This window comes from Collinsella aerofaciens ATCC 25986 (assembly GCF_964239575.1).
GTDB lineage: Bacteria > Actinomycetota > Coriobacteriia > Coriobacteriales > Coriobacteriaceae > Collinsella > Collinsella aerofaciens_BQ.
The window spans coordinates 1-19874 of sequence record NZ_CAXSQQ010000015.1 but is presented as its reverse complement, the minus strand read 5'-3'; the positions used below and the strand labels follow the sequence as shown (position 1 = coordinate 19874).

18 protein-coding genes are annotated in these 19874 nt (G+C 59.9%); all 18 read left to right on the top strand.

What is annotated here, in order from left to right; genetic code table 11:
* The 18 genes from ACESUZ_RS07325 to ACESUZ_RS07240 all read left to right on the top strand — a co-directional run bounded on the left by ACESUZ_RS07325 (nucleotide 1) and on the right by ACESUZ_RS07240 (nucleotide 19779).
* Nucleotides 1-978 (top strand): acetylxylan esterase, encoded by a 978-nt coding sequence (locus ACESUZ_RS07325; protein WP_373199308.1) that lies wholly within the window; start codon nucleotides 1-3, stop codon nucleotides 976-978.
* Entirely contained in the window at nucleotides 971-1822 is an 852-nt protein-coding gene (locus ACESUZ_RS07320; RefSeq protein ID WP_055310507.1) for an acetylxylan esterase, read from the top strand. The genes ACESUZ_RS07325 and ACESUZ_RS07320 overlap by 8 nt, the downstream gene beginning before the upstream one ends.
* A gap of 68 nt (nucleotides 1823-1890) precedes the next feature.
* Nucleotides 1891-2811, top strand: coding sequence for a dihydrodipicolinate synthase family protein (locus tag ACESUZ_RS07315; protein WP_035138887.1), 921 nt, complete (start codon nucleotides 1891-1893; stop codon nucleotides 2809-2811).
* A gap of 173 nt (nucleotides 2812-2984) precedes the next feature.
* Nucleotides 2985-3950, top strand: coding sequence for an ROK family protein (locus ACESUZ_RS07310; protein ID WP_373199306.1), 966 nt, complete (start codon nucleotides 2985-2987; stop codon nucleotides 3948-3950).
* 70 nt (nucleotides 3951-4020) lie between these two features.
* Entirely contained in the window at nucleotides 4021-4707 is a 687-nt protein-coding gene (locus ACESUZ_RS07305) for an N-acetylmannosamine-6-phosphate 2-epimerase (protein WP_006236154.1), read from the top strand.
* A 101-nt stretch (nucleotides 4708-4808) separates the two neighbouring features.
* A complete protein-coding gene (rapZ, locus tag ACESUZ_RS07300) occupies nucleotides 4809-5729 on the top strand; it encodes an RNase adapter RapZ (RefSeq protein ID WP_373199304.1) in 921 nt (306 codons plus the stop codon).
* Nucleotides 5730-5735: 6 nt separating this feature from the next.
* Nucleotides 5736-6665 carry a DNA-binding protein WhiA gene (whiA, locus tag ACESUZ_RS07295; protein WP_373199302.1) on the top strand — a complete coding sequence of 310 codons (930 nt, stop codon included), beginning with the start codon at nucleotides 5736-5738 and terminating at the stop codon, nucleotides 6663-6665.
* Between the two features lie 193 nt (nucleotides 6666-6858).
* Nucleotides 6859-7884: a type I glyceraldehyde-3-phosphate dehydrogenase gene (gene gap / locus ACESUZ_RS07290; protein ID WP_055286941.1), complete on the top strand. Its 1026-nt coding sequence runs from the start codon at nucleotides 6859-6861 to the stop codon at nucleotides 7882-7884.
* A gap of 140 nt (nucleotides 7885-8024) precedes the next feature.
* Nucleotides 8025-9215: a phosphoglycerate kinase gene (locus ACESUZ_RS07285; protein ID WP_368142249.1), complete on the top strand. Its 1191-nt coding sequence runs from the start codon at nucleotides 8025-8027 to the stop codon at nucleotides 9213-9215.
* On the top strand, nucleotides 9208-9975 hold the full coding sequence (tpiA, locus tag ACESUZ_RS07280; protein ID WP_022094882.1) for a triose-phosphate isomerase: 768 nt from the start codon (nucleotides 9208-9210) through the stop codon (nucleotides 9973-9975). The genes ACESUZ_RS07285 and tpiA overlap by 8 nt, the downstream gene beginning before the upstream one ends.
* 5 nt (nucleotides 9976-9980) lie before the next feature.
* Nucleotides 9981-11534: a 2,3-bisphosphoglycerate-independent phosphoglycerate mutase gene (gene gpmI, locus ACESUZ_RS07275; protein WP_117877273.1), complete on the top strand. Its 1554-nt coding sequence runs from the start codon at nucleotides 9981-9983 to the stop codon at nucleotides 11532-11534.
* 165 nt (nucleotides 11535-11699) lie between these two features.
* The gene (gene secG / locus ACESUZ_RS07270; protein ID WP_006236144.1) at nucleotides 11700-11954 is read left to right on the top strand and encodes a preprotein translocase subunit SecG; all 255 of its coding nucleotides are present in this window, start codon (nucleotides 11700-11702) and stop codon (nucleotides 11952-11954) included.
* 293 nt (nucleotides 11955-12247) lie between these two features.
* On the top strand, nucleotides 12248-13924 hold the full coding sequence (locus ACESUZ_RS07265; RefSeq protein ID WP_373199299.1) for a peptide ABC transporter substrate-binding protein: 1677 nt from the start codon (nucleotides 12248-12250) through the stop codon (nucleotides 13922-13924).
* Between the two features lie 156 nt (nucleotides 13925-14080).
* A complete protein-coding gene (locus ACESUZ_RS07260) occupies nucleotides 14081-15118 on the top strand; it encodes an ABC transporter permease (protein ID WP_022094885.1) in 1038 nt (345 codons plus the stop codon).
* A gap of 14 nt (nucleotides 15119-15132) precedes the next feature.
* On the top strand, nucleotides 15133-16068 hold the full coding sequence (locus tag ACESUZ_RS07255) for an ABC transporter permease (protein WP_373199296.1): 936 nt from the start codon (nucleotides 15133-15135) through the stop codon (nucleotides 16066-16068).
* A gap of 2 nt (nucleotides 16069-16070) precedes the next feature.
* Entirely contained in the window at nucleotides 16071-17162 is a 1092-nt protein-coding gene (locus ACESUZ_RS07250) for an ABC transporter ATP-binding protein (RefSeq protein WP_138375019.1), read from the top strand.
* Nucleotides 17162-18190: an ABC transporter ATP-binding protein gene (locus ACESUZ_RS07245; RefSeq protein ID WP_022094888.1), complete on the top strand. Its 1029-nt coding sequence runs from the start codon at nucleotides 17162-17164 to the stop codon at nucleotides 18188-18190. The genes ACESUZ_RS07250 and ACESUZ_RS07245 overlap by 1 nt, the downstream gene beginning before the upstream one ends.
* 545 nt (nucleotides 18191-18735) lie before the next feature.
* Nucleotides 18736-19779 (top strand): IS110 family RNA-guided transposase, encoded by a 1044-nt coding sequence (locus tag ACESUZ_RS07240; RefSeq protein ID WP_443985274.1) that lies wholly within the window; start codon nucleotides 18736-18738, stop codon nucleotides 19777-19779.
* The last annotated feature ends 95 nt before the right edge of the window (nucleotides 19780-19874 follow it).

Below are 19874 nucleotides of genomic sequence, written 5' to 3'. Positions count from 1 at the left end.
ATGCCAAGTGCTCAGGAGCTACAACAGCAATTTGGTGAATATCGAGGCGCTATGCCCCGTCCATCGGATTTCGATCTCTTTTGGAAGGACCGCATGGCCGAGGCCGACGCCGTCGAGCTCGACTATGCGATTGAGGCGGCTTCGGTTGCGGATTCCGCGACCTGTCGGTTTTTCGACCTCTGGTATACCGGCATGTGCGGTGCACGCCTGCATGCCAAGTATCTCCAGCCAGTTTCGGACGAGCCCGTGCCGCTGGTGCTACAGTTCCACGGCTATCCGGGTGCAAGCCGCAGCTGGTTCGAGCAGGCGTCGTTTGCGGGCATGGGCATGGCACTCATCGCTCTCGATTGTCCTGGCCAGGGTGGCCCCTCCGAGGATATTGGTGGATTTGAAGGCACGACGGTTGCTGGGCATATCGTCGCCGGTATCGACGGCGACCCGGCCAATCTTTACTATGTCCGCTTGCACCAGGATATCCGCATTCTGTGCCGTATTGTTCGCGAGCTCGAGGGCATCGATCTTTCCCGCGTATTTGTGAACGGCGCATCGCAGGGCGGCGGTTTGGGCATTGCGACCTGCGCGCTTAATAGTGAGCTTATCAATCGCGCTGCCATCCTCTATCCCTTCCTGTCGGATTTCCGCCTTGTTTGGGATCTGGATGCCGACGATATCGCTTATGAAGGCCTGCGTTATTGGTCGCGTTGGTTTGACGAGGACTCGACTCGTATTGAGGAGGCCTATGCCAAACTGGCGTACTTCGATTCCAAGAACTTTGCCCCCATGGTCAAATGCCCCGTGCTGTTTGGCACGGGCACAGCCGATATCGTCTGTCCGCCGGCGACGCAGTTTGCGGTCTACAACAATCTGGCCTGTGAGAAGCGACGCGAGTTCTTTGAGGGCTTTGGCCACGAGGAGATTCAGGACTATGACGATCTGATCATTCCGTTTTTCTGCGAGGGAGGGGAGGCTCATGTCTAAGTGCGAGAGCAATATCGACGAGCTGATCGTCCCCGGGCTCGCGGAGATGCCTGGAACGGTTTCGTCAAGGCTCTCTGATTTCCGGGGTTGGCACGGCGATGCTTCGGCGGATGTTTCCGAATTAGAGACAGCCGCTTCGGACCTTGAGGTTTGCGGGCTGACTGTTACGGCGATTGATTTCGCCAATCCGTGCGCGCGCTACTCCGAGGTTTCCATTGAGCTCGGCGGGTATGTCGTACACGGTCGTTTGATTGAGCCCTTAGGCCATGCCCGGGCATCCGAGTTTGTGCCGCTCTGTCTGATGTTTCACGACATCGATCGACCCGTGCGTGGATGGCATCACATGACGAGATTTGCCGCCATGGGGTATGCCGTTCTCGCACTGGATGACGATGTTGCTGGTGCGGACGACCTGCAGTGGGGGATTGCTTCGCCCGCTTTTGTCAAGCGCGTCCGTTGGGGCTGCGCGTTGGCGAAGGTCGCGCGCAATCTTGATGGCATGGATCCCGATCGCATTTTTGCATGGGGCGAGGGTCTTGGCGGCGGTGTCGCGCTGGCGGTTTCTGCTCTGGACGAGCGCGGACTTGCCTGCACGGCGGTTGCCAATCCAATTCCCGGTGGCCTCGAGGCTCTGTCGTCTCGGGTGCGCGGATCGGTGCTCATGGGCACGTCGCTCATGGATACCGTGAGCGACCCCAAGGGTCAGTTTGCCGTATTCAACGGTCTTGAGTGTGACCGGAGGCATATCATCTATGCCAAATACGCTCATGAGCGTATTAACGCGTTCGAAAACGAAGTCGTCGACTTCTTTAACCAAACGTTCTATCCGTGTTCTTTGGCCTAGACGGCCTGGACACTGCCAACAAGAGTGAGCGGCATAGGGCCGCTCGCCAGACAGCTAAGGAGATTCTTGTGGCAACTCAGAAATTCACCGGCGTTATCCCTCCCGTCGTTGTTCCCGATACCGAAGACCACCAGCTCGACGTTGCCTCCTTTGAGCGCAGCATCAACCGCATGATCGATGCCGGCGTCGATGGTCTGTTCTTCTTGGGGTCTTCGGGCGAGGTCGTCTTCTCCACCGATGAGCGCCGTCGCCAGATTATCGCCGAGGCCGTTCGTATCGTCGACCACCGTGTGCCTGTTCTGGTCGGCATCATCGATACCGAGACCGAGCGCATGATTGAGCACGGCAAGGTCGCCCAGGAGCTGGGCGCCGATGCCCTCGTCGCCACCTGCCCGTTCTATGCCCTGCAGGGTATGACCGAGGTCGAGGAGCACTTCCGCATCCTGCACGAGGAGCTCGACCTGCCCATCTTTGCCTATGACATTCCCGTCTGCGTTCACACCAAGCTCCCCTGGAAGCTCCTTGCCAAGCTCGGCGCCGAGGGCGTCCTTGCTGGCGTCAAGGATTCCTCGGGTGATGACATCTCGTTCCGCTACCTCGTTCAGGAGAACGAGAAGAACGGCCATCCGATGAGCATCCTCACCGGTCACGAGGTTGTTGTCGACGGCGCCTATCTCGGCGGCGCTGACGGTTCCGTCCCGGGTCTCGCCAACGTTGAGCCCGAGGGCTACGTGCGTCAGTGGAAGGCCGCTCAGGCTGGTGACTGGGCTACCGTCAAGGCCGAGCAGGATCGCCTCAACGAGATTTCCCACATCTGGGATGTCACCTCGGGCGTCCAGGGCTATGCCGGTGGCGTCGGTGCCTTCAAGACCGCTATGAACCTCATGGGCATCTTCGACAGCCCGACCATGCCGCGCCCGGTGAAGGCCATGACCGGCGAGAACGTCGAGGCTATTAAGAAGGTCCTCCAGGACAACGGTCTCCTGTAAAGCTTCCCCAGGCACCCGACCTCGCCGTTCAACCGTGCGGCCATGACCCATTAGGTCAATGGCCACACGGTTTCTCGGCGATCTCGGGCACCTGGAAAACCTTTACCGCGCTGTGACGGCTAGCCTGACGGCGCATTTCCTGTAGTTGTTTTTTATCTCCTAAGGAGAGCGACATGGAGAACAAGTACGTCTGCTCTGTCGATATCGGCGGAACTAAGATCGCGACTGCCATCATGGAGTACCCGGCTGACGGTAGTGTGCCCCATCCCGTTTTTGAGGCCGAGGTTCCTACCGAGGCCCAGGAGGGTGGCGAGGCCGTCTTCCAGCGTATCGAGGCGTCCATCAAGGCCGCTCTTGAGGCGAATCCCGATGTAGAGGTCCTCGGTGTCGGTATCGGTGCCGCAGGCGTCGTCGATCCCAAGACGGGCGCCATCGCGTATGCCAACGAGATCATGCCCGGCTGGTCCGGCGTCCAGTTGGGGCCGCGTCTGCGCGAGGACCTCGGTCTTCCCGTTGCCGTTGTGGGCGATGTGCAGGCTCATGCTCTGGGCGAGGCCCACTGGGGTGTCGGCAAGGGCAAGTTCTCTGTCTTGTGTCTGGGCATCGGTACGGGCATCGGCGGCGCATATGTCGAGAACGGCCGCGTGATGCAGGGCTTCCATGGTGCTGCCGGCCATATGGGCCACATCGAGTGCTCGGCTGCCGCCGGCATTCCCTGCGCCTGCGGGCGTTCCGGTCATCTTGAGTCGGTTGCTTCGGGCACTTCCATTGGTCGTATGTACGATGAGCGCTTTGGCCGCGTCGACCCCAGCCGTCCTTCGGTCGGTCGCGATGTGAACGACCTGTGCCGCGCGGGCGACGCAAGGGCGACCGAGGTCATCCACGATGCCGGCTTTGCTCTGGGTGCCAGTTTAGGCTCGCTCGCGAACATCTTGGATCCCGAGGTCATCGTGCTTTCGGGCGGTGTGATTCACCAGGGTCCCGATTGGCGCTCGCAGACGTGGAAGGATTCGGTGCACGAGGGCTATGCCAGCCAGGCGCTCGATCCGCTTCAGGACACGCCGATTCTCATCGGTTCTCTGGAGGGCGACGCGCCGCTCATCGGTGCCGCCGAACACCTTCTTGCGTCGTTGAAGTAAACGTATCTTCTGTAGGAGCCTCCCGAGACAACACGCCTCGGGAGGCTGTTCTGAGAAAGGTTGCAGCCTTATGACCGTCGATCCTTTGATTCAATCCCTGAAGGGTAAGCTCGTCGTGAGCGTTCAGGCGTATATGGGCGAGCCGCTTCGTACGCCAGAGACCATGGCTCAAATGTCTCGTGCTTGCGAGCTCGGCGGCGCCGCCGCCATTCGCTGCCAGGGCCTTGCCGACATTGCCGCCATTAAGGGTCGCTGTGAGGTTCCTGTTATCGGCCTGTGGAAGGATGGGCACGAGGGCGTTTACATCACGCCGACGCTGCGTCACGCTCGCGCCTGCGTTGCTGCGGGTGCCGATATCGTGGCGATCGACGCCACCGATCGTCCGCGTCCCGACGGCAAGTCGGTCGAGGATACCTTCCGCCCGCTGCACGAGGAGGGTGTGCTCCTGATGGCGGATTGTGCCACCATCGAGGACATTCGCCGTGCGGTTGATATGGGCTTCGACCTTGTATCTACCACGCTTTCTCACGGTGTCGCTGCCATCGACTGCACCATGGCCGATGGCCCCGATCTGCCGCTCCTGCGTCAGGCGACCGAGGAATTCCCCGGTCTTCCCATCATCTGCGAGGGCCGCGTGCACACGCCCGAGGAGGCTCGCGCCGCGATCGATGCTGGCGCCTGGGCCGTTGTCGTCGGCACCGCCATCACGCACCCCACGAGTATTACGAGTTGGTTCAAGGCTGCGCTTGAGGCGTAAGACAGGCCTCGTATCCGCTCGGGGCGGTATACTCAATATAGGCAATTGACCGCGCGGGATCCGGGTTGCTGGGTCCCGCGCTTGTTTTTGGGAGGCAGCACATGCAAAAGGGAGATGCCATGGATGCGGCGGAGCGCTCGGAGCGCATCCCCGATATCGTCATCATCACCGGAATGTCCGGATCGGGCCGCACACAGGCCATGCACGTGTTCGAGGATATGGGCTATTTTTGCATCGATAACCTGCCTCCGCGTCTCATCGCCCAGCTTGCCGAGCTCGTCGGCATCAATACGGGCGTGGGCAGGCATCTCGCCGTCACCTGCGATTTGCGTAGCCAGGGACTGTTTGACGAGCTGCTCGATGCGGTCGCCGCGCTCGAAGAGCGCGAGATGAGCTGCGACATCGTGTTCCTGGAGGCTTCTGACGAGGTGCTGATTCGTCGCTACAGCGAAAATCGCCGCCGTCATCCCATTGCCAAGCCGGGGGAGACTACGGCCGATGCCATTCAGCGCGAGCGCCTTCAGCTCCAGGGCGTGCGCGACCGAGCCGATATGATTATCGACACGAGCCGTCTGCGCACCTCTGCGCTGCGCAACAAGCTACGTATGGCATTTTCCGAGCTGTCCGACCAGCAACTCATGGACGTCCACGTGTTCTCGTTTGGCTTTAAGCACGGCATGCCCGTCGAAGCGGACATTATGATCGACGTCCGCTTCCTGCCTAATCCGTTCTACGATCCCGAGATGCGCACGATGACCGGTCTCGATAAAAAGGTCTCCGATTTTGTTCTGGACCATCCCAAGACGCAGGAGTTTTGGAAGGCTTGGACACAGCTGCTCGAAACGGTGATGCCGGGCTATATCGCGGAGGGCAAGCCGCAGCTTTCTATCGCCATCGGCTGTACGGGCGGCCAGCACCGCAGCGTTGCCATTGCCGAGGCCACGGCCCGATACCTGGAAGGCGCTCAGTACCACGTGAGCATCTCCCACCGCGACCTGTCGCGCGCCAACACGAAGGCATAGGCCTGCATGTCGTTTACCGCTGAGGTGCGCGACGAGCTTGCGCGCTGCGAACCCGAATGTGAATACTGCGACTTGTCGACGCTTGCCGCCCTCACGCGCGTGAGTGGTACGCTCTCGCTTACCGGCTTTGGGCAGTATCGTTTGACGGTTGCGACTGAGACGGGAGCCGTTGCGCGCACGATGATCACGCTGACGCATCGCATCCTTAAGCTCAAAACGGAGTTCACCGTCCGCAAATCTGTATTGCATAAGGTTCGAAACTACCTCATTACCTTGCCTGATCAGCCCGATTTGGATAAGGCTCTGGTGCTGCTGGGCATTCTCGACCGTAGGGGAGGGCTCGTCGCAGGTGTGCCGCGTCACATTGTCGCCCGTCCTTGCTGTAGACTTGCCTATATCCGCGGCGCGCTCATCGCGGGCGGCTTCGTGGCCGATCCACGTGGCGATTTTCATTTGGAGATCGCGGTACAGGGCGAGCAATATGCCAAGGGGCTTTGCGATCTGTTGGAGCAGATTGGGGTCCATGCTCGTGTTAATGCACGGCGGGGGTCATATGCCGTGTACATTAAGAGCGCCGAGGAAATCGAGCATCTATTAAAGCTGATTGGCGCCAAGCGCAGCGTTGCCGAGATCGAGGAAGCGCGCGCGGTCAAGTTGGTTAAGAACGATGTGAACCGTCGCGTGAACGCCGAACTTGCCAACCAGACCAGAAGCGCCGGTGCCGCCCAACATCAGCTTGCGCTTATCGATGAGCTCGAGCAGCGTGGCCTTCGCGATGCGCTTCCGGATGCCTTGGCGGTCTTTTGCGACCTGCGCGAGCGCTATCCCGATCTGTCGCTGCGTGATTTGGGGGAGATGGCTGACCCCCCCTTGTCGAAGTCTGCCCTGTACCATCGCGTTTTGAGGCTTGAAAAGCTCATTGAAGCAAACAGGTAGTTTGAAGTATCGACTTATATACGGATTTAGCTGCTATTTTAGTCTTTAAAACGTTTTAACGTAAATTTGATTTTCAATTTCGAGCATTCTCGTGAAATTCAAGTCAAAAAAAAGGTATATTAGGCGAGTGGTTAGTTTGTGGGCCTCAACGGCGGGCGCTGTAGCTCGCGGGGGCCTTACGAAAGGAGACACAATGGCAGTAAAGGTTGCTATTAACGGCTTCGGTCGCATCGGTCGTCTGGCTTTCCGTCAGATGTTCGGTCATGAGGGCTCCGAGATCGTCGCTATCAACGACCTCACCTCTCCCGATATGCTCGCTTACCTGCTGAAGTACGACTCCACGCAGGGCAACTACGCTCGCGATCACGAGGTCGTTGCTGGCGAGGATTCCATCACCGTTGACGGCAAGGAGATCAAGATCTACAAGGAGGCCGACGCCAACAACCTGCCTTGGGGCGACCTCGACGTCGACGTCGTTCTCGAGTGCACCGGCTTCTACACCAGCAAGGCTAAGGCTCAGGCCCACATCAACGCTGGCGCCAAGAAGGTCGTCATCTCCGCTCCGGCCGGCAGCGATCTGCCCACCATCGTGTACAACGTCAACCATGAGACGCTGACCGCTGAGGACAACATCATCTCCGCTGCTTCCTGCACCACCAACTGCCTCGCCCCGATGGCCAAGGGTCTGAACGACTTCGCTCCCATCGTGTCCGGCATCATGACCACCATCCACGCCTTCACCGGCGACCAGATGCCGCTCGACGGCCCGCAGCGCAAGGGCAACTTCCGTCGCTCCCGCGCCTGCTCCGAGAACATCGTCCCGAACACCACGGGCGCTGCCAAGGCCATCGGCCTGGTTCTCCCCGAGCTCAACGGCAAGCTCATCGGTGCCGCCCAGCGCGTCCCGACGCCGACCGGCTCGCTGACCAACCTCTACGCCGTCGTTGACAAGAAGGTCACCGTCGACGAGGTCAACGCTGCCATGAAGGCCTACGCCGAGACCATCCCCGAGACCTTCGCCTACAACGAGGACCAGATCGTCTCCCGCGACATCGTCGGCGAGACCCACGGCTCCATCTTCGACGCCACTCAGACCATGTGCTCTGACCTCGGCAACGGCCAGACCCTCGTTCAGGTCACCTCTTGGTACGACAACGAGAACTCCTACACCTCTCAGATGGTCCGCACCATCAAGTACTTCGAGAAGTTCGTTGCTTAATTTAGCTTTTAGCGAATAGCTCGTTGAGCGTCTAAAGAAGGGCGCGGCCTTATAGGGCTTACACCCTAGGGTCGCGCCCTTTTTATAAGAAATCGTCTGCCGTAATGGGAGGCAGACACGTACGAAAGGTAGAAGCAAACATGGCCTTTACCAAAAAGACCGTCCGCGACATCGATGTCGACGGAAAGCGCGTTCTCGTCCGCGTTGACTTTAACGTGCCTATCAAGGATGGCGTCGTTGGCGACACCACCCGTATCAAGGCTGCCCTGCCCACCATCAACTACCTCGTTGAGCACAACGCTCGCGTCATCCTCATGAGCCACCTCGGCCGTCCCGAGGGCACCGGCTTCCAGCCCGAGCTGTCCCTCAAGCCCGTCGCCAAGAAGCTCGCTGAGCTCTCTGGTCTCGACGTTGCCTTTGTCGCCGATACCTACGGCGAGAAGGCTGCTGAGGCTGTCGCCGCCGTCGAGCCGGGTAAGGTCCTCGTTCTCGAGAACGTCCGTTTCGACAAGCGTGAGAAGAAGAACGACCCCGAGATCGCCAAGAAGCTCGCTTCCTATGGTGACGTCTTCGTTCTCGATGCCTTCGGCACCGCTCACCGTGCCCAGGGTTCCGTCGTGGGCCCCGCCGCTTACCTGCCTGCCGTCGCCGGCTTCCTGCTTGAGAAGGAGGTCGACACGCTGACCGGTATCTTCGCCGAGCCCGAGCGCCCCTTCGTCGCTATCGTCGGCGGTTCCAAGGTTTCCTCCAAGATCGGTGTTCTCGATCACCTCATCGACTCCGCTGACACCCTGATCATCGGTGGCGGTATGGCCTACACCTTTTTCCTGGCTCAGGGCCTGTCCGTCGGTCAGTCCCTCAAGGAAGAGGACTGGGTCGAGCGCGCCGGCGAGATGCTCAAGAAGGCCGAGGAGAAGGGCGTCAAGATCCTGCTCCCCATCGACAACCGCGTTGCCGATCACTTTGGCGAGGACGCTGTCCCCGAGGTTGTCGCTTCCGACGCTATCCCCGACGACCGTGAGGGCATGGACATCGGCCCCAAGACCGAGGAGCTCTACGCCGAGGCCGTCAAGGGCGCTAAGACCGTGTTCTGGAACGGCCCCATGGGTGTCTTCGAGTTTGACAACTTCGCTCACGGTACCCAGGCTATCGCCGAGGCTGTCGCCGAGGCCGACTGCACCTCGATCATCGGCGGTGGCGACTCCGTCGCAGCTGTCAACAAGTTTAACCTAGCCGACAAGATGAGCTGGATCTCCACCGGTGGTGGCGCTTCCATGGAGCTCGTCGAGGGTAAGGCCCTGCCCGGAGTGGAGGCGCTTCTCGATGCCTAATCGCACCCTTCTTATCGCTGGTAACTGGAAGATGAACAACGACGTCGCCGAGGCCGCCAAGCTCGCCGACGAGCTGGCTCAGGCTCTGCCCGAGGTTCCGGCTGGCGTCGAGGTGCTCGTCTGCCCTCCGACCATCGACATCACCACGGTTCATGACCGCATTCAGGCTGCCCCCATCGCCCTCGGTGCACAGAACGTGTACTGGGAGGCCAAGGGTGCCTTCACCGGTGAGTCCTCTTGCGACATGCTCAAGTCCGCTGGCTGCACCTACTGCATCATCGGCCACTCCGAGCGTCGCGACTACTTCCACGAGACCGACGAGGACCAGAACAAGAAGGCCAAGGCTCTCGTTGCCGCCGGTCTTGTTCCCGTCTTCTGCTGCGGCGAGTCCCTCGAGGTCCGCGAGGCTGGCACCTATGTCGAGCATGTCGTGAACCAGGTCAAGGCTGGCCTTGCTGGTCTTGAGATCACCTGCCCCAAGCAGGTCGTCGTCGCCTACGAGCCCATCTGGGCCATTGGCACCGGCAAGACCGCTACCGCCGAGGACGCCCAGGAGGTCTGCGGCGCTATCCGTGAGACCCTCAAGGAGATGTTTGGCGAGGAGCTCGCTAACGGTATCCGCGTTCTCTATGGTGGCTCTGCCAAGCCCGGCAACATCGCCGAGCTCGTCGCCAAGCCCGACGTTGACGGCGCCCTCGTGGGCGGCGCTTCGCTCAAGGCTGCCGACTTCGCCTCTATGGTCGTCAAGGCAGGCGAGTAGGACATATGGCACAGCGTCATCTTCCCGCACTCCTGATCATCATGGACGGCTGCGGCCTGGCTCCGGCCGATGGCGAGAACGCCGTCGCCGCTGCCAAGACGCCCTTCCTTGATAGCCTGTACGAGAAGTACCCCCACACCACGCTCGGCGCTTCGGGCGAGGACGTGGGTCTTCCCGATGGCCAGATGGGCAACTCCGAGGTGGGTCACCTCAACATCGGTGCCGGCCGCATCGTGTTCCAGGAGCTTTCGCGCATCAACAACGCCATCAAGGACGGCTCCATCGCCAAGAACGAGGTCTTCGTCAAGGCTATGGACGACGTCAAGGCTGACGGCAAGACTCTCCACCTCATGGGCCTTATGAGCCCTGGCGGTGTTCATTCTCACATGAACCACGTCGAGGCTCTGGTCAAGATGGCTGCCGAGCACGGTGTCAAGACCGTTCGCGTCCACGCCTTCATGGATGGCCGCGACGTTGACCCGCAGTCCGGCGCTGGCTACATGAGTGAGTTCTGCGCCTTCCTGGCTAAGATCTCCGAGGAGACCGGTTGCGACGCTCGCGTTGCCACCGTCTCGGGCCGTTATTGGGCCATGGACCGCGATAATCGTTGGGAGCGCATCCAGCGCGCCTACGACGTCATGGTCAACGCGTCCGATGCCGATACAGACCCCGTTGCCGGTATCAAGGCCTACTACGAGAAGGATCCGCGCGGCGACGAGTTCGTCGAGCCCTTCGCTGCCCACAACGAGGGCATTCACGAGGGCGACGCGGCCATCTTCTTCAACTTCCGTCCCGACCGCGCTCGTCAGATGACCCGCGTGTTCACGGACAAGGAGTTCGACGGCTTTGAGCGCGAGCAGATCAAGCTTTCGCACTTTGTGACGATGACCGAGTACGATCCGACGTTTGACGTCGAGGTCGCCTTCCCCAAGACGTTCCCCGAGAACGTCCTGGCCGACGTTATCGCCGCCAATGGCCTGAAGCAGCTGCACACTGCCGAGACCGAGAAGTACGCCCACGTGACGTTCTTCCTCAACGGTGGCATCGAGGAGCCCAAGGAGGGCGAGGAGCGCGTGCTCGTCGCTTCCCCCAAGGTCGCTACCTACGATCTGCAGCCCGAGATGAGCGCTCCCGAGGTTACCGAGAAGCTCGTCGCCGCCATCAACGAGGATCGCGCTGATTTCTACATCGTGAACTTCGCGAACTGCGACATGGTTGGTCACACCGGTGTCTTCGACGCTGCCGTTAAGGCTGTCGAGGCTGTTGACGATGCCCTGTCCAAGGTTGTCCCGGCGATTCTCGCCAAGGGCGGCTTTGCACTGATTACCGCCGACCACGGCAACGCCGATCACATGTTTGACGTTGCTTCCGACGGTTCCAAGCATCCGTTTACGGCTCACACCACCAACCGCGTGCCGTTCATCATCGTTGATGAGAAGGCCAAGCTCACCGGTATCGAGGACGGCCGTCTTTCCGATATCGCTCCGACCATGCTCACCATGGCTGGTATTGAGCCTTCCGCCGAGATGACGGGCCGCGTGCTCGCCACCGAGGCCTAATAGAAAACAAATACCGTTTTCTAGTAAGGGGGTTGTCCACAACCGGACAACCCCCTTTTTTGGTATTTCTGCCATTTCCACCCCGTCCTTGAGTGGCAGGTAGGGGAGAGCGGGGGATTGTGGTACAGTACTAGAGTTTGAACTGTTCTATTAAGGAGCTTATCTATGGGTCCGTTCCAGATTCTTCTGTTTGTCGTATGGGCTGTCTCTGCCGTGGCGCTGACGATTCTCGTCCTGATGCATTCCGGTAAGGGCACCGGCGTTTCGGATATGATCGCTAGCTCGCTGTACAACTCCAGCTCTGCCACGGGCGTCATGGAGCAGAACCTCGATCGCCTGACGGTAATTATGGCCGTTGTTTTTGCCGTGTGCGTCGTCCTGTGCATGTTCTTCTTCCCGCAGGGCATCGTCGGCTACTAAGCATCGGCGTATATACGTTTGCAATGGGTCTCGCAGGTGCGGGACCCTTTTTGTTTACATATTTGTAACAGAGTCAAAATATCCCCACATACTTCGCCCAACTAAAGAAATTCTCGACCGTTAACCGGAATTAGCCCCAAATCGTGCATAAAATGCGCTACTGTATTGCGAAACGTTGGTCCGTTGTGCATAACCAGCCATAGCAGCGGGCGGCGTTTTGATGGTTCGGATCGGATTGTCTCGACATATGTCCGACTGAACATTTCTTTGTCCTATCTCATAAGGAGGATGGCATGGCTGATTCTATGTTCCACCAGCCCGTTATGGGTCGTCGCGCCTTTGTTGGCGGCACCCTCGCTGCGAGCTCCATGGCTTTTCTTGCCGCATGCGGCAAGAAGGGCGGCGACGCTTCCGGTTCTGAGTCCGGTTCGACGCTGAACTTCTACATCAACAACCCGGTCTGCATCGACCCCTATAACGTCCAGGAGGACCAGGGCACTCAGGTCGAGTACCAGCTCTTTGACGCTCTGACCTCTTATGACGCCGAGAAGGGCGAGATCGTTCCGCTGGCTTGCGAGTCCTTTGAGGCCAACGACGACGCCACCGAGTTTACCTTCAAGATCAAGAAGGCCAAGTTCCACAACGGTGACGACGTTACCTCCAAGTCCTTCAAGCTCGGTTGGGAGCGTCTGGTCAACACCAAGTCGGCCATCGCTACCGAGTACGGCCCTTCCGAGGTTTCCTATCACCTTTCCATGGTCGAGGGCTATGACGACCTGCTTGCCGGTAACGCTACCGAGCTCAGCGGTGTTACTTGCCCCGACGATGAGACCCTCGTCGTCAAGCTGTCTTCCGCTTACGCCGACTTCCCCTTCGTCGCCTCTCACCCGGCTCTGGCCCCGGTTCCCGAGTGCGCCGAGTCCGATGTCAAGAGCTTCTACCTTGCACCGGTCGGTAACGGCCCGTTCATGATGGACGGCAAGTGGGAGGATGGTCAGGAGATCAACCTCAAGAAGTTCGACGATTACTATGGCGACAAGGCCAAGATCGATGGCATCCACTTCCAGGTCATCAAGGACATGGAGACCGCTTACAAGGAGTTCCAGGCCGGTAACCTCGATGTCTGCGACGTTCCCGTTGCTCAGATCGACGCTGCCAAGAAGGATCGCGGCGTGTCCAAGGACGGCTACACCATGGGTGACGGCGAGCGCATGCTGCTCGGCGCCGAGCCTTCCACCTACTACCTGACCTGCAACAACACGGCCGAGCCGTTCAACAACGCCGACCTGCGCAGGGGTATCTCCCTGGCCATCAACCGTGAGGCCATCTGCAAGACCATCTTCAAGGGTACCCGTACCCCCGCCGACGGTATTGTTCCTCCGGGCATCGATGGTTACAAGGAGGGCGCATGGGAGTTCTGCGCCTACGACGTCGACAAGGCTAACGAGTACCTCGACAAGGTTGCTCCCGCTGGCGCTAACGGCGATCGTGGCATTAGCGTGACCCTTTCCTACAACCAGGACGGTGGCCACAAGGAGATCATGGAGTCCATCATCGGCGACCTCGCCAAGGTGGGCGTTACCGCTGTCTCCGATACCCCTGAGTGGTCTGCCCTGCTCGAGCAGTATCAGAACTTTAACTATCAGTTCGGTCGTCTGGGCTGGATTGCCGACTACCCGATCATGGACAACTTCCTGTATCCGCTGTTCCACTCCGACTCCCTTGGTGGCGACAACCGCTCTGGTTACAGCAACCCCGAGTTCGACGCCAAGGTCGACGAGGCTCGTACCACGGTTGACGACGAAGAGCGCGTCGCTAAGATGCAGGAGGCCGACGCAATGGTAGCTGCCGACTGCCCGGTCATCCCGGTGATGTTCTACACGCACACCATCGTCGGCTCCGATCGCATCAAGCACCTCTATGTCGATCCGCAGAAGCACGCCGAGCTGGGTACCGCTGAGCTCGCCTAAGAGTTTGCAGCTTCCGTGAGGGTCAAGTATTTACGTAGACCTCATGGGAAACATACAGTTCTCCCTAACCTGGGGTAAACTGGCTGATGGTAATTTTGGGATGCCGGTCTGGCGATCGGCATCCCATTTAGGTTAATCCCTAGATAGGGGAGTGGTATGGGTAAGTACATCGTTAAACGTGTGCTTCAGTTCATCCCGGTATTTTTGGGCGTTACGCTGATTCTGTTCGCCCTTCAGAATATCGTGCCGGGAGATCCGATCAAGCTGATCGGTGGAGACAAGGCTCTGTCCCCCGAGGTGGAGCTTCAGCTTCGCGTCCGCTATCACCTGGTCCAGTCGGACGAGGACGGCAACGCGATCCTTGACGAGAACGGCGACCCCGTTCAAACGTCGCTCGTGGACCGTTACTTGTATTACATGAACGGCCTGCTTCATGGCGATCTGGGCAATTCGTATCAGCGCAAGCTGCCGGTTACGGAAATTTTTGCCCAGAAGTATCCGTATACGGTCAAACTTGCCGCGTGCGCCATCGTGCTCGAGGCAATCATGGGTATCGGTGCGGGTATCATTTCGGCGGTAAAGCGTTATTCCTTCTGGGATATTTTGGTAACGCTCACCACGTCGATCCTCGTTGCGGTCCCGGCCTTCTGGCTCGGTATGTTGCTGCAGCTGTTCTTTGGCGTCATCCTCAAGGACGCTACGGGCGGTGCAATCTCCATGCCGATCTCGGGTGCCGGCGGTTCCAGCTCTCAGTATCAGGATTGGATGCACTATGTGCTTCCGACCATTACGTTGGCTTCGGTTTCGACCGCTTATGCCGCCCGCATTATGCGCTCGCAGCTGCTTGACGTCATGAACCAGGATTACATCCGTACGGCAAAGGCCAAGGGTCTCTCCAATCGCGCGATCATCGTCAAGCATGCGCTTAAGAATGCACTCATCCCCGTCGTTACCTATATTGGTGTCGACTTTGGTGGCATGCTTTCGGGCGCCATCCTGACCGAGACGGTTTTTAACTGGCCCGGTATCGGCTATGAGGTCTATCGCGCCATTAGCATGCGTGACTGGCCCATCGTTATGGGCGGCGTTACGCTCATCGTCGTCGTCGTCATGGTGATTAACCTGCTCGTCGACATTAGCTATGCATTCCTCGACCCGCGCATCCGCCTTGGCGGTCCGTCGGATAAGGCCTAAGGGAGGTACGTCTCATGCAGGAAACTGATTCTCAGTCTCAGGAGCAGGCTACCGCCACCAAGGCCGCATCTGCTCCCGCCAAGTCCCGCACGCTGTGGGGTGACGCTTTTAAGCGTCTTCGCAAGAACAAGCTCGCCGTTATCGGTGTCTACTGGATCATCATCGTCGTTTTGGTTGCCCTGACCGCAGATCTGTGGGCTAAGCCCTGGCTCGGTTCGCCGACGGCTTCCGACTCGACCACCATGGCCGAGACGTCGCTGTTGGCTCCGTGTGCAGAGCACCCGTTTGGCACCGACGCCCTTGGTCGCGACATTCTCGTCCGCGTTATCTACGGTGCACGCGTTTCGCTGTCCGTCGGCATTATGGCCACCGCGATCTCCACGGTGATCGGTCTGGTCATGGGTGCTCTGGCCGGTTTCTACGGCGGCATCTGGGATACGATCATCATGCGCTGTGCGGACATCTTCCTGGCGTTCCCGTACGTGCTGTTCGTTGTCGCCATGATCGCCGTTATTGGCCGTGGCCTTCAGAACGTCTTTATCGCCATCGGTATTCTCGGCTGGCCTTCGATTGCGCGCGTCTTCCGATCCGCGATCCTGACGGTCAAGGAAAATGACTATGTTGATGCTGCGCGCGCGATGGGTGCATCCGATGCTCGTATCGTCGTGCGTCACATCTTCCCGAACTCCGTCGCCTCCATCGTGGTCTACGCGACCATGAACATTGGTGGCGCCATTCTGACCGAGTCCGCTCTGTCCTTCCTCGGCATGGGCGTTATTCCGCCTACGCCTTCGTGGGGCTCCATGATTCAGGACGGTCAGCAGTATCTTCTGACCGCTCCCTGGATGATGATCATGCCCGGTCTGGCAATTCTCTCGACGGTGCTCGCCTTCACCCTGCTGGGTGACGGTCTGCGCGACGCCCTCGACGTCAAGATGAAGGACGCATAAGGATGAAGAAGAACAAGAACTATGTGGACCTGAAGGACCAGCCGGTTCCCGAGGGCCAGCATCTGCTCGAGGTCGATGACCTTAAGATGTATTTCCACACCGAGGATGGCATTGTTCGCGCTGTCGACGGTGTCTCCTACACGCTCGATCGCGGCGAGACCCTGGGCGTCGTCGGCGAGTCCGGCTCTGGCAAGTCCGTGACCGCCATGACCATCATGGGTCTTATCTCGATGCCTCCGGGAAAGATTGAGGGCGGCGACGTTCGCTATCGCGGTCGTTCTATCCTTGAGATGACCGAGGAAGAGATGCAGCACATTCGCGGTAACGATATCGCGATGATCTTCCAGGATCCTATGACCTCCTTGAACCCGGTCTATAAGATCGGCAAGCAGGTGGGCGAGGGCCTTCGTCTGCATCGCGGTTACTCCAAGCAGGAGGCGCTCAAGCGCGCCACCGAGCTTTTGGACCTCGTTGGCATTCCTGAACCCGAGAAGCGCGTCAATGAGTATCCGCACCAGTTCTCTGGCGGTATGCGTCAGCGCGTCATGATTGCCATGGCTCTTGCCTGCGATCCCGATATTCTGATTGCCGATGAGCCCACGACTGCCCTGGACGTTACCATCCAGGCTCAGATTATTGAGCTTATGCAGGAAATGCAGGAGAAGAACGGCAACGCCATCATCATGATTACCCATGACCTGGGTGTTGTCGCTGATATGGCCGACAAGATCATGGTTATGTACGCCGGCCGTCCCGTCGAGTTCGGTACTGCCGAGGAAATCTTCTACGAGAGCCGCCACCCCTACACCTGGGGCCTTATCCGCTCCATCCCGGAGCAGGCCATCGATGAGAAGAAGCCGCTTACGCCGATTCACGGCAATCCGCCTTCGCTCATGAACCTGCCCGAGGGCTGCGTGTTCTCGCCTCGTTGCCCTTATGCAACCGATAAGTGCCGCAAGCAGCGCCCCGAGCGTGTTGTCACCGAGTCCGGTCACTATTCTGCGTGCCACTATTCCGGTGACCCCGAGTTCCTCAAGAACGCTCCTGAGACGTCCCGTACGCGCATGGATTCCAAGAAGGGAGGCGAGGCGTAATGGCAGATACCAACGAGCGTACTCCGCTGCTGAAGGTCGAGCACCTCTCTAAGGAGTTCCCCGCTGAGTCCGGCATGTTCGCCAAGCGTTTTTCCAAGCGCGTCGTCTCTGCCGTAAACGACATCTCTTTTGAGATTTATCCTGGCGAGACCTTTGGCCTAGTCGGCGAGTCTGGTTGCGGTAAGTCCACCACGGGCCGTACCATCATGCGCCTGACCAAGCCGACCGCCGGTAAGGTGTTCTTCCAGGGTAAAGATGTTGCCGAGATGAGCAAGCATGAGATCAAGGACATGCGTCGCGAGATGCAGTTTATCTTCCAGGATCCCTATGCTTCGCTGAATCCCCGCATGACCATCGGCGAGATCGTCTCCGAGCCCATGACCATTCATGGCGTGGGTACCAAGGAGGAGCGCATTGAGCGCGTCCGCGAGCTTCTCGACGTCGTTGGACTGAACCCCGAGCACATCAACCGCTATCCGCATGAGTTCTCCGGCGGTCAGCGTCAGCGTGTCGGCATTGCCCGCGCTTTTGCGCTGAAGCCCAAGCTGATTATCTGCGACGAGCCGGTTTCCGCTCTGGATGTGTCCATTCAGGCCCAGGTTCTGAACCTGCTCAAGGAACTGCAGGACAAGTTCGGTACCGCGTATCTGTTTATCGCCCACGACCTGTCCGTCGTGCAGCATATCTCCGATCGCGTTGCCGTTATGTATCTGGGTAAAATGGTCGAGGTTTCGGACTGGAAGACGCTCTATAGCGAGCCTCACCATCCGTACACGCAGTCGCTGCTGTCTGCCGTGCCAGTGCCCGATCCGGATATCCAGAAGACCCGTAAGCGCATCATCCTTGCCGGCGATCCGCCGTCACCGCTGGATCCGCCGACCGGTTGCCGTTTCCACACCCGCTGCCCGATCGCGCAGGGCATCTGCTCTGAGAAACTTCCCGAGTTTAAGGAAGTTGCCCCGGGTCACTGCTGCGCCTGCCACTTCGCGGAGCCGTTCCCGATCAAGGAATCGCACATCGACCTTTAGTCGGTTGTTATCGTCTCGGCCCGCGCTGGACTTAGTTTTCAGAACGTCCTCGATCATGGAAACCCCCTTATCCTGCTCCTTCGGAGCCGCGGATAAGGGGGTTTCCTGGTCTGCGGAATGTTCTGAAAACTAAGTCCAGCGCGGGCCCTGTGTTACCGCTGCAGAGGGGTGCGATTCCTTGATCGCTCACTTAATCTAATAAGAAATTGAGTGAGGCCGGAGCTTTAGCTCCGACCTCCCCATATAAGGGCTCGGCAAAGCCGAGCCACCAAATTTGCATCAGCCCCATAACATGTTTGAGAACGGTGTCTGGAGTACGTGGACGTAGGTCCCGAATCGGTGTTGCCTCCCGGCGCATTCCGCACTGATATCTTCTGTATTGAAGACGTCGATGGTGCACCCGTATACCATTGACGTCGACACCATCAGATGCGGACCGCGCGGTGACCCCACATTCCGCTGGCGCCCACAGGGCTGCCCTCGTTTCCTGACATGTCCCGCGCGGGCCGCGGCGAGCCGAGACCGCCGCATGACCTAATAGGAGCATGGAGCGATACCGCGGACCCGAACAACCGCATTCTATCGCGCCCCGTCAGTGTGCCGTCTGCCCGGTCCAGGCGAGCACGGAAAGAACGGAGCGAGACATGCAAAACGAATCGACACCCGGCGCCCGCGGGCCGGTCTTCTGCGGGGTCGACACCCACGCCGACTCGCACTGGCTGTGCGTCCTGGACTGGAGGGGCCGCAAGGTCCTGTCCCGCCAGTTCCCCGCCGACGCGGCGGGCTACGAGGCGCTCGCCGGGGCGATCGCGGCGGCCGGGGAGCCGGCCTGCGTCGCGATGGAGGGGACGTCGTCCTACGGGGCGGGCCTCACCAGGCACCTCGCGTCGCTTGGGATGCCCGTGCGCGAGGCGCTCTCCCCGGCGAGGATGCAGAGGAGGCGCCCGGGGCAGGGAAAGTGCGACGAGTCGGACGCGGAGAGGGCGGCCCGCGCGGCGATGTCCGGCTCAAAGCTCGGGACCCCCAAGAGCCAGGACGGGTGGGTCGACGGGGTGCGCTGCATGCTCGCGGCGCGCTCCGGGGCGGTGAAGGCGCGGACCTCGGCGATCAACACCGCGAGGTCGCTGCTCACCACCGCCCCGGAGGGGCTCAGGTCGAGGTTCCGCAGGATGGCGGGGCCGAGGCTGATGGAGGAGCTCCCCTCCGTGGGCGCCGAGGGCGCGCTGGGCGCCGCGCTCGGCGCGCTGGCGGACCTGTGGGCGGCGGCGCGCGACGCGGCGCTCGACATGGAGCGCGCGATCGAGGCGTCCCTGGAGGAGAACTGCCCCGCGCTGCTGGCGATGTACGGGTGCGGGCCCGTGAGCGCGGCCAAGCTCGCGGTCGCGGCCGGGGACAACCCGGGCAGGCTGCGCTCCGAGGCGTCGTTCGCGGCGATATGCGGGGCCTGCCCAATCCCCGCCTCGAGCGGCAAGACCGTGAGGCACAGGCTCAACAGGGGCGGCGACCGGCAGGCGAACAGCGCTCTGCACGAGATCGCGAGGCAGAGGGTCATGCGCGACCCCGAGACCGCCGTGGATTGGCTACACTGATGTGGACAGTTCCGGGAGGGGCGCAGGAGACGGGAGGGCCGTATATGAGGGACCCCAGGCACCCGAGGCATTTCACCGACGAGTTCAAGAGGCAG

What these genes read in the sequence shown, in the direction of transcription:
- ACESUZ_RS07310 (WP_373199306.1), top strand. Translation starts at nt 2,985, where the DNA reads ATGGAGAACAAGTACGTCTGCTCTGTCGATATCGGCGGAACTAAGATC.
- tpiA (WP_022094882.1), top strand. Translation starts at nt 9,208, where the DNA reads ATGCCTAATCGCACCCTTCTTATCGCTGGTAACTGGAAGATGAACAAC.
- ACESUZ_RS07260 (WP_022094885.1), top strand. Translation starts at nt 14,081, where the DNA reads ATGGGTAAGTACATCGTTAAACGTGTGCTTCAGTTCATCCCGGTATTT.
- gpmI (WP_117877273.1), top strand. Translation starts at nt 9,981, where the DNA reads ATGGCACAGCGTCATCTTCCCGCACTCCTGATCATCATGGACGGCTGC.
- ACESUZ_RS07245 (WP_022094888.1), top strand. Translation starts at nt 17,162, where the DNA reads ATGGCAGATACCAACGAGCGTACTCCGCTGCTGAAGGTCGAGCACCTC.
- ACESUZ_RS07240 (WP_443985274.1), top strand. Translation starts at nt 18,736, where the DNA reads ATGGAGCGATACCGCGGACCCGAACAACCGCATTCTATCGCGCCCCGT.
- secG (WP_006236144.1), top strand. Translation starts at nt 11,700, where the DNA reads ATGGGTCCGTTCCAGATTCTTCTGTTTGTCGTATGGGCTGTCTCTGCC.
- ACESUZ_RS07255 (WP_373199296.1), top strand. Translation starts at nt 15,133, where the DNA reads ATGCAGGAAACTGATTCTCAGTCTCAGGAGCAGGCTACCGCCACCAAG.
- whiA (WP_373199302.1), top strand. Translation starts at nt 5,736, where the DNA reads ATGTCGTTTACCGCTGAGGTGCGCGACGAGCTTGCGCGCTGCGAACCC.
- ACESUZ_RS07265 (WP_373199299.1), top strand. Translation starts at nt 12,248, where the DNA reads ATGGCTGATTCTATGTTCCACCAGCCCGTTATGGGTCGTCGCGCCTTT.
- ACESUZ_RS07320 (WP_055310507.1), top strand. Translation starts at nt 971, where the DNA reads ATGTCTAAGTGCGAGAGCAATATCGACGAGCTGATCGTCCCCGGGCTC.
- ACESUZ_RS07325 (WP_373199308.1), top strand. Translation starts at nt 1, where the DNA reads ATGCCAAGTGCTCAGGAGCTACAACAGCAATTTGGTGAATATCGAGGC.
- ACESUZ_RS07250 (WP_138375019.1), top strand. Translation starts at nt 16,071, where the DNA reads ATGAAGAAGAACAAGAACTATGTGGACCTGAAGGACCAGCCGGTTCCC.
- rapZ (WP_373199304.1), top strand. Translation starts at nt 4,809, where the DNA reads ATGCAAAAGGGAGATGCCATGGATGCGGCGGAGCGCTCGGAGCGCATC.
- gap (WP_055286941.1), top strand. Translation starts at nt 6,859, where the DNA reads ATGGCAGTAAAGGTTGCTATTAACGGCTTCGGTCGCATCGGTCGTCTG.
- ACESUZ_RS07285 (WP_368142249.1), top strand. Translation starts at nt 8,025, where the DNA reads ATGGCCTTTACCAAAAAGACCGTCCGCGACATCGATGTCGACGGAAAG.
- ACESUZ_RS07305 (WP_006236154.1), top strand. Translation starts at nt 4,021, where the DNA reads ATGACCGTCGATCCTTTGATTCAATCCCTGAAGGGTAAGCTCGTCGTG.